This is a genomic window from Mesotoga sp. BH458_6_3_2_1 (assembly GCF_003664995.1).
In the GTDB taxonomy this organism is placed as follows: Bacteria; Thermotogota; Thermotogae; order Petrotogales; family Kosmotogaceae; genus Mesotoga.
Genome location: NZ_JFHL01000020.1, coordinates 1 through 6,512, shown reverse-complemented (window position 1 = coordinate 6,512; position 6,512 = coordinate 1). Strand labels below are relative to the sequence as shown.

General features: G+C 47.9%; 4 protein-coding genes. 2 read left to right on the top strand and 2 right to left on the bottom strand.

Annotation, left to right across the window (positions count from 1 at the left end):
* Positions 1-801 precede the first annotated feature (801 nt).
* Both Y697_RS14725 and Y697_RS10060 read left to right on the top strand, forming a co-directional pair.
* The gene (locus tag Y697_RS14725) at positions 802-990 is read left to right on the top strand and encodes a hypothetical protein (RefSeq protein WP_183083784.1); all 189 of its coding nucleotides are present in this window, start codon (positions 802-804) and stop codon (positions 988-990) included.
* A 57-nt stretch (positions 991-1,047) separates the two neighbouring features.
* On the top strand, positions 1,048-1,629 hold the full coding sequence (locus Y697_RS10060) for a DUF4256 domain-containing protein (RefSeq protein ID WP_121551496.1): 582 nt from the start codon (positions 1,048-1,050) through the stop codon (positions 1,627-1,629).
* Positions 1,630-2,613: 984 nt separating this feature from the next.
* On the opposite strand, the gene Y697_RS10055 is transcribed toward Y697_RS10060, so the two are convergent.
* Both Y697_RS10055 and Y697_RS10050 read right to left on the bottom strand, forming a co-directional pair.
* On the bottom strand, positions 2,614-4,017 hold the full coding sequence (locus tag Y697_RS10055; RefSeq protein ID WP_014731664.1) for a DUF1254 domain-containing protein: 1,404 nt from the start codon (positions 4,015-4,017) through the stop codon (positions 2,614-2,616).
* Between the two features lie 534 nt (positions 4,018-4,551).
* A complete protein-coding gene (locus Y697_RS10050) occupies positions 4,552-5,640 on the bottom strand; it encodes a serine hydrolase (protein WP_014731663.1) in 1,089 nt (362 codons plus the stop codon).
* Between the last annotated feature and the right edge of the window lie 872 nt (positions 5,641-6,512).

Genomic DNA, 6,512 nt, shown 5'->3' with positions numbered 1-6,512 from the left:
ATTTCCGGGAATGCAGGTTGAATAGCTCTTAATCCCCTCTCGAAAGGGTTGTCGACGGTTCCATCGTCGACGGGGTGTGTGCACATCAAGAACGGAACTCATTTTCAGTCATGACGGAATTCTTGCCAAGAACGAACAACCCGGACACGTAGCGTCGGAACGAAGAACCGGTAATTTTGGTGGAGGACCGGGGGACCGGTGACGGGCAACGTTGTCTCCCAACGACCAGCGGGTCCTTGGTTTTAAGCGTATAGCGTTTTCTAATGCGAGATCCCTTGCAAAGCCCCCCAAACAGGAGCCCTGAACAAGAGCCCCAAACAGGATCATATTGGGGCAGGCTAATCAGGGCAGGCTCAACGGGATGACCACCCTTCAGGTCATCCAGGCATGCTTCTGGCCAGGATCTCGATCCTTGCCGGGTTTTGAAGAGCGAGATCCCGTGCAGAGGCATCACGGGATGACAAAGTGAGTGGATTTAGGAGGAGGCTTTCAGGGCTGGCTTTACTGGATGAATGAATCAAGAGCAAAGTGTCGAGTGTGTCGTCTGGCAAACTTAAGCGGCTGGCAGATTAACAATTATCGGTGTTACTAAGGACGTCATCCTGCAAGCGGTTCTTCAAACTGACTGCCGAAGGTGACTGACTTGCTCATGATTGTTCTGCAATTATCTACTGTACTCGTTGGTGATTGCTAAATTGAAAAACCTTTTCATATTTCGAATTACGTCCTTTAGAGTGGCGTCCACTGGATCAGTAATTCGCTCAAGACTGTATCACTTTCTTAGAGATAGAGAACTCTTCTTTGTATCATCTTATTGGAATAGTTGAGACTGAGTTCACCAGGAGCCTGAATCTTCAGAGAAGGTCGCGATTGGTATCTGCTTCGAGACTGGCTGTGATGAACGCGGCCATTCTAGAGATGCCCAATCGGAGTGAGCCCAATGTGTACTCAGTTCATGGTGGTGAAAAGATTTTCAGATGCGCGATTTGAAGCTAGGAAAATCTGGTTAGTGATATTCGAGAATGAAGAAGAGAGGGATGATATGTCATGAAAAACAAAACTGAAAGAAAGGACAATAGAGATTTGCCACCAGAGAGCAGTCAACAGTTGCTCCGCAAACTGAAGATTCGCTTTGAGAAGAATATGAAGCGCCATGAAGGAATCGACTGGGCCGATGTCCAGGCAAGACTCGAGGCGAAACCAGAAAAGATGTGGTCACTGAACGAAATGGAGATGACCGGAGGGGAACCGGATGTTGTTGGTTATAAAGAAGATTCGGGCGAGTATATGTTCTACGACTGTTCACCGGAAAGTCCTGAGGGTCGCAGAAGAGTCTGCTACGATAAAGCAGCGCTCGAGTCAAGAGAAAGGAACAAACCTCATAATAGTGCCGAAGATATGGCCGAAGAAATGGGCATCGATATATTGACGGAAGAACAATACCGCGAGCTGCAGAAGCTGGGGAGTTTCGATTTACGGAGTTCGAGCTGGGTGAAGACTCCCGAGAGAATAAGAAGACTGGGAGGTGCCCTCTTCTGTGATCGTCGCTATGATACAGTATTCGTCTACCATAATGGAGCAGGCTCCTACTATAGTTCAAGAGGCTTTCGTGGTTCACTTAAAGTATAGAATGGTTTGGAGCCGTTGAGTTTGGAAAAGAGGTCGTCTTCATGAGAAATCCTGACTCGAAAGTATGCTTCGTATTAACAGTAGTGCCAGTGAATATGGGTCAGGAAGGGTTCTCTGTTCGCCGAAAAGAGCAGTTGCAAGATGTGAGTTGCAAATAAGGCCGGGGTCGGAGGTCCGGGGTTGGAGGTTAGTAAGAGCAAGAGAAACTGGTTGACCGTTGAACGGTTCACCGTCCGCAGAGGAAAACCTGTTATTCGTTCCAGAGCGAAGATCTGTTCCTCGTTCTTGGTTGAAGTCATGAAGCACTAGCGTCAGGATTCCGACCAGTAGCTTTGTCGGAATGACGGAATTGGGCGTTTTCGGAATAACCGTTCTTGGTCAAACCATTGTTCACAGAGTAGAGAGAAGGGAAAAGCAAAGAGGGCAGGTAGGGTTCCGCGATATTGAAAAGCTCTTAATCCCCTATCGAGAGGGGGTGTCGACGGTTCCATCGTCGACGGGGTGTGTGCTCATCAAGAACGGAACTCACTTTAAGTCATGACGGAATTCTTGCCAAGAACGAACAACCTGGACACGTAGCGTCGGAACGAAGAACCGGTATTCTTGGGGGAGAACGGTAGACCGATGACGGACAAAATCTTCTTCACAGCGATCAGCGGGTCCTTGGTTTTAAGCGTATAGCGTTTTCTAATGCGAGATCCCTTGCAAAGCCCCCCAAACATGACCCCTGAACAGAGACCCCAAACAGGATCATATTGGGGCAGGCTAATCAGGGCAGGTTCAACGGGATGACCACCCTTCAGGTCATCCTGGCATGCTTCTGGCCAGGATCTCGATCTTTGCCGGGTTTTGAAGAGCGAGATCCCGTGCATAGGCATCACGGGATGACAAAGTGAGTGGATTTAGGGGCAGGCTCTATGGGATAACGAAATTGAGGGCTATATCGAGAAGCTCTCGTCTGGTCTCCTTTGCTCCCGGTTAACTCTACTCGACCGCTCCAGCCTTCCTTACTGCGGGTGGACAGTAGAGTGGATCGAGCCCTTCAGGCAACGGGATGTATATTCTCAAAGTCGTTGTGAATTTACCGTCCGGAGCCGGAAGCCAGTTCGACTCCTTCGATTCTCCGGGGGATTTATGCTGGAGATAGATGACCAAAGATCCATCGTCTCCGTAGACCAGTTCGGATCTGTCACCTATAGAGTATCTGTCAAGAGGATTTTCAACCATGAACTGGTCTGCATCATACATTGTGATTGACCAGAAACCCCTTTCATCAACTGGGGGCAACTGATCTTGGCTGAAGGTTATCATGTAGTTGTACTTGGAAGCATCTAGCGGCTCTCCATCGCTATCGAAGAAACTACTCGGATAATAAGCCTCTTCGAGATCATTTCCATACAATCCCATGTGCGCAGCAGTGGCCCTAATGAAATAATTGCCCTGCATCCTTTCTCTGTTTCCGAAGATTCTTCCCGGCAGAGACCAGCCGTTTGTGATGCTTCCAATCGCTGTACCGGGATGGTATATTTCCTGGCGAGCTTGAGCTATTGCAGATTCGATCGCTTCATTTACAGGCTCTGTGAGATCCGCTGGATTGAAGACGAAATCGGGTCCGACTCCTATCTCTGAGTATCTCTCGATAAGAGCCTCTTCAGATGGGTGGATCTTCAACTGGCCCAGAAGGAAATTGAAGTATCCGATGAAACCAACGGAATCGGCAACTGTCTGATCGAAGAGTGGGAAGTCCTCTGCTTCAAGTGGCGACGGTTCAGGTTCTCCGCAGTAAGTGCTGAGAGGCTGCAATGAATACTTCTGCTGCATTTGGAGAATCGTCTGGAGATCTCCCGGCCGCTCGCTATTAACTGCCGCCCTCACAACACAATAGACATAATTGCCTTCACTGTAGAAGGCATTATCTATACCTGAGGGGATTTCACCGTCCCAGTAGGGGCCGGCAACCATAACTGTCACGGCTCCGGTACCAGTGGTTCGCGAGCCTGCATAAGCAAAGTTGTGAGTGTACATGTCTACCAGCTGCAAGGAGAAATATCTGTCGGAAACTGCCGGAAGACTTATTACAATTGGCTCGGCCCTCAAGTCGAGCCAGGCAGTAGAATAGATCGTATCGTTGTTAGGACGGACAACTGTTCTGCTTTGAGGTCCAAATATCGTCTTGACATGATTGAACGTGTTGAAGACTCCCGAATCAACTGCCTCGCCATACATCGTTCTGTAATTCTCGAGCATCGGATAAGCGAAGATGTATGCATCTTTGGCCACCAAACTTGCTTCATAAGGGTCCGTAGTGAGATCATGCTGACTGGAGTACACGGTCGAAAGAAACGTTATAAACAGCACACACAGTATTAGTAGTTTCTTTGAAGCCATAAGAAAACCTCCTCTTAGTTGTGAGAAAACACATAATCGGCAGACGCCATTAAGTCCATCTTGCTCCTCAATCTATGCTTTCCCGAAAAGTAAAGAGATTGCCAAAATCGGTTTTGCCACCACTGAGCAGATCAAAACTTCGAGATTTTAGTCGGCTCGAAATTTTGTTTTCTCTGTCAGGCTCCTAACTGTGTTGTGGGCTCAGCTCTGGCCAATAAATCTACTCCTCACGACTAAAATATACCCTCCTATTACTCTCGGTCTTCACCAAAGTAGTGTAGTCTGAATCATTCCAAGAATCATCGGCTTAGAATTTCAGCAAATGCGCTTCTTCTAATCTCTTCGTTTTCCAAAACGTTCAGAACAAACCTGTCAGCTATCTGCTGAAAAGCGAGATCTCGAGATTCAACTTGTCGAGGAGCTCGCGTCAAACAAACTCCTTGCGTAATGAAGACAGCAAAACATCCTACTTGCAAGATCGAAATCGACTAGCTCCACACGTCAAGAGCCAGACTGTGCGATTATCATGGCCTTTCAATTGCTCCTCAAGAGATCGGCTACCTCCATTGCCAGCAAAACAATCTCCCTGAGGCTGTCATCTAGATTGGCAGTCACGGCCACTGCAAGATCTCTATCGGGAAGATAGAGAAAGTATGAGTTGAAGCCGGATATTCCGCCCGTCTTTCCGGGTACGAATCTGTCAAAAAAGTAGAGCATATCAAGCCCGAGTCCGTAGGTCATGCTCTTATCATTGGGCCACAACTCACCATTTCTGAGTACCGTCTGAGATATCATTTCATCTATACTCTGTTTTGAAAGCAAGAGGTCCGGGGTAAAGACTCTGGTGAGTTTTACAAGATCCTCAGATGTCGATATCATCGCTCCACTGGCGAAGGGCGAGACAAGACTTTCATACTCTGCATTTTCCAGTACGCCTTCAGAAAGCCGATAGCCACTTGCCCTGCCATACACCAGAGTCTTCCTGCTCCCGAGCATGCTGTTGCCCATTCCGAGAGGCCCGAGTATGTTATCTGCTATGTATTCGTCATACGGGATGCCGGTAAGCTCTTCGATAATCAGACCCAGGAGGATGAAGTTGATGTTGCTGTATTGAGCAGAGGTTCCCGGTGCGAAATCCAGTTCAAACTCACTGGTAATCTCTATCAACTCTTGAGGGCTCCAGTCACGGCGCATATTGTTACTGAATTCCTCAATGTCCGTCAGCTCATGAATTCCGGAGCTGTGCTGCAGTAGATCTCTCACAGTTATCTCACCTGCTCTCGGGAAGTCGCGGAAGAAAGGCTCAATTGTATCATCGAGATCTATGAGACCCCGCTCCCTCAACTGGAGGATACCTACTGCCGTTATTGTCTTACTAATCGAACCTATCTCGAAAATCGAATCCTTCGTAACAGGAATTTGGTGCTCAAGATTGGCGTAACCGTAGTCGAAAACAGTGATAACGTCTCCGACTCTTACTGAAAGCGAAAGCCCCGGGATGGATTTACTCTCGGCAGTCTCTGCAACCAGTGCTTCAATGCTCTCGAGAAGTGCATCATCGATCGTCGTTCCCAGAAGAAAACTGCCTAAGAATAAAAGCAGTAAAAGACTGATACCTTTCACATCCCTCACCTCCAAGGCGAATCAGTAGAAAACTAAAAGGCTTGTTTAACTTATTTATGTGAATGATTATACTCCGGTCCGGCCATCAAGCAGCTACACTGAAACACCTCGTGCATCGTCTTGCACACAGTCAAATCTGTATTAAATCTCTGCAATCTTTTCCAGAAACTCATTTCTCCATTCACTAGCCTCTTAAAGCGTCCCTTCAATCGACAAAGGAGATTTCCGAACCTGGCCGATGTAATGACAATGATCGCAACGTTCTTTTCGTCTGAAGGGAGTTGAATGCCGCTAATATGCTGGTTCTCGTGCGAATTTGCGTTTCGATCCTGATGATCCTGATCTTGAATCCTCCCTTGAGCGAGCTCATCATTACCCATGAGTAGGGAGTCAAATTCCACTAATATGCTGGTTTATGCACGAACTTGCATTTTGCTCCTGATGATCCTGATCTTAAGTCCTCCCTCGAGGGAGGAGGGCCACGTAGTGGCGGAGGGTGTAGGTCTTAGTATGCGAAAAAAACCGATGCTCTGAAATAGACCGATGTGAGTGATTGCTCGATGTTAGTTTTTGGCCTCTGGCAGGAGCATACATATGGATTACAGATTAATAACGTGAAGTAGTGAATATATCGTTCAATTGCGAACAGGCCAATCTATTATAAACGTTGTTCAAAGAGCACACACCCCACCGCAAGCGGTCCCCCCCGCTCAAGCGGGGATTTAAGATCAAGAGCCAGGAAGAGCCGGGTCTGGGATCTGGAAAGAGCAGAAGTGATGCTGGGAAGAACATCCCAGGAAGTGATGCCCGGAGTAGCATCCGGGGAAGTGAGGCTCGCTGCGCGAGGAAGTGATGCTGCTTCGCAGGAGGCA

What these genes read in the sequence shown, in the direction of transcription:
- Y697_RS10060 (WP_121551496.1), top strand. Translation starts at nt 1,048, where the DNA reads ATGAAAAACAAAACTGAAAGAAAGGACAATAGAGATTTGCCACCAGAG.
- Y697_RS10055 (WP_014731664.1), bottom strand. Translation starts at nt 4,017, where the DNA reads ATGGCTTCAAAGAAACTACTAATACTGTGTGTGCTGTTTATAACGTTT.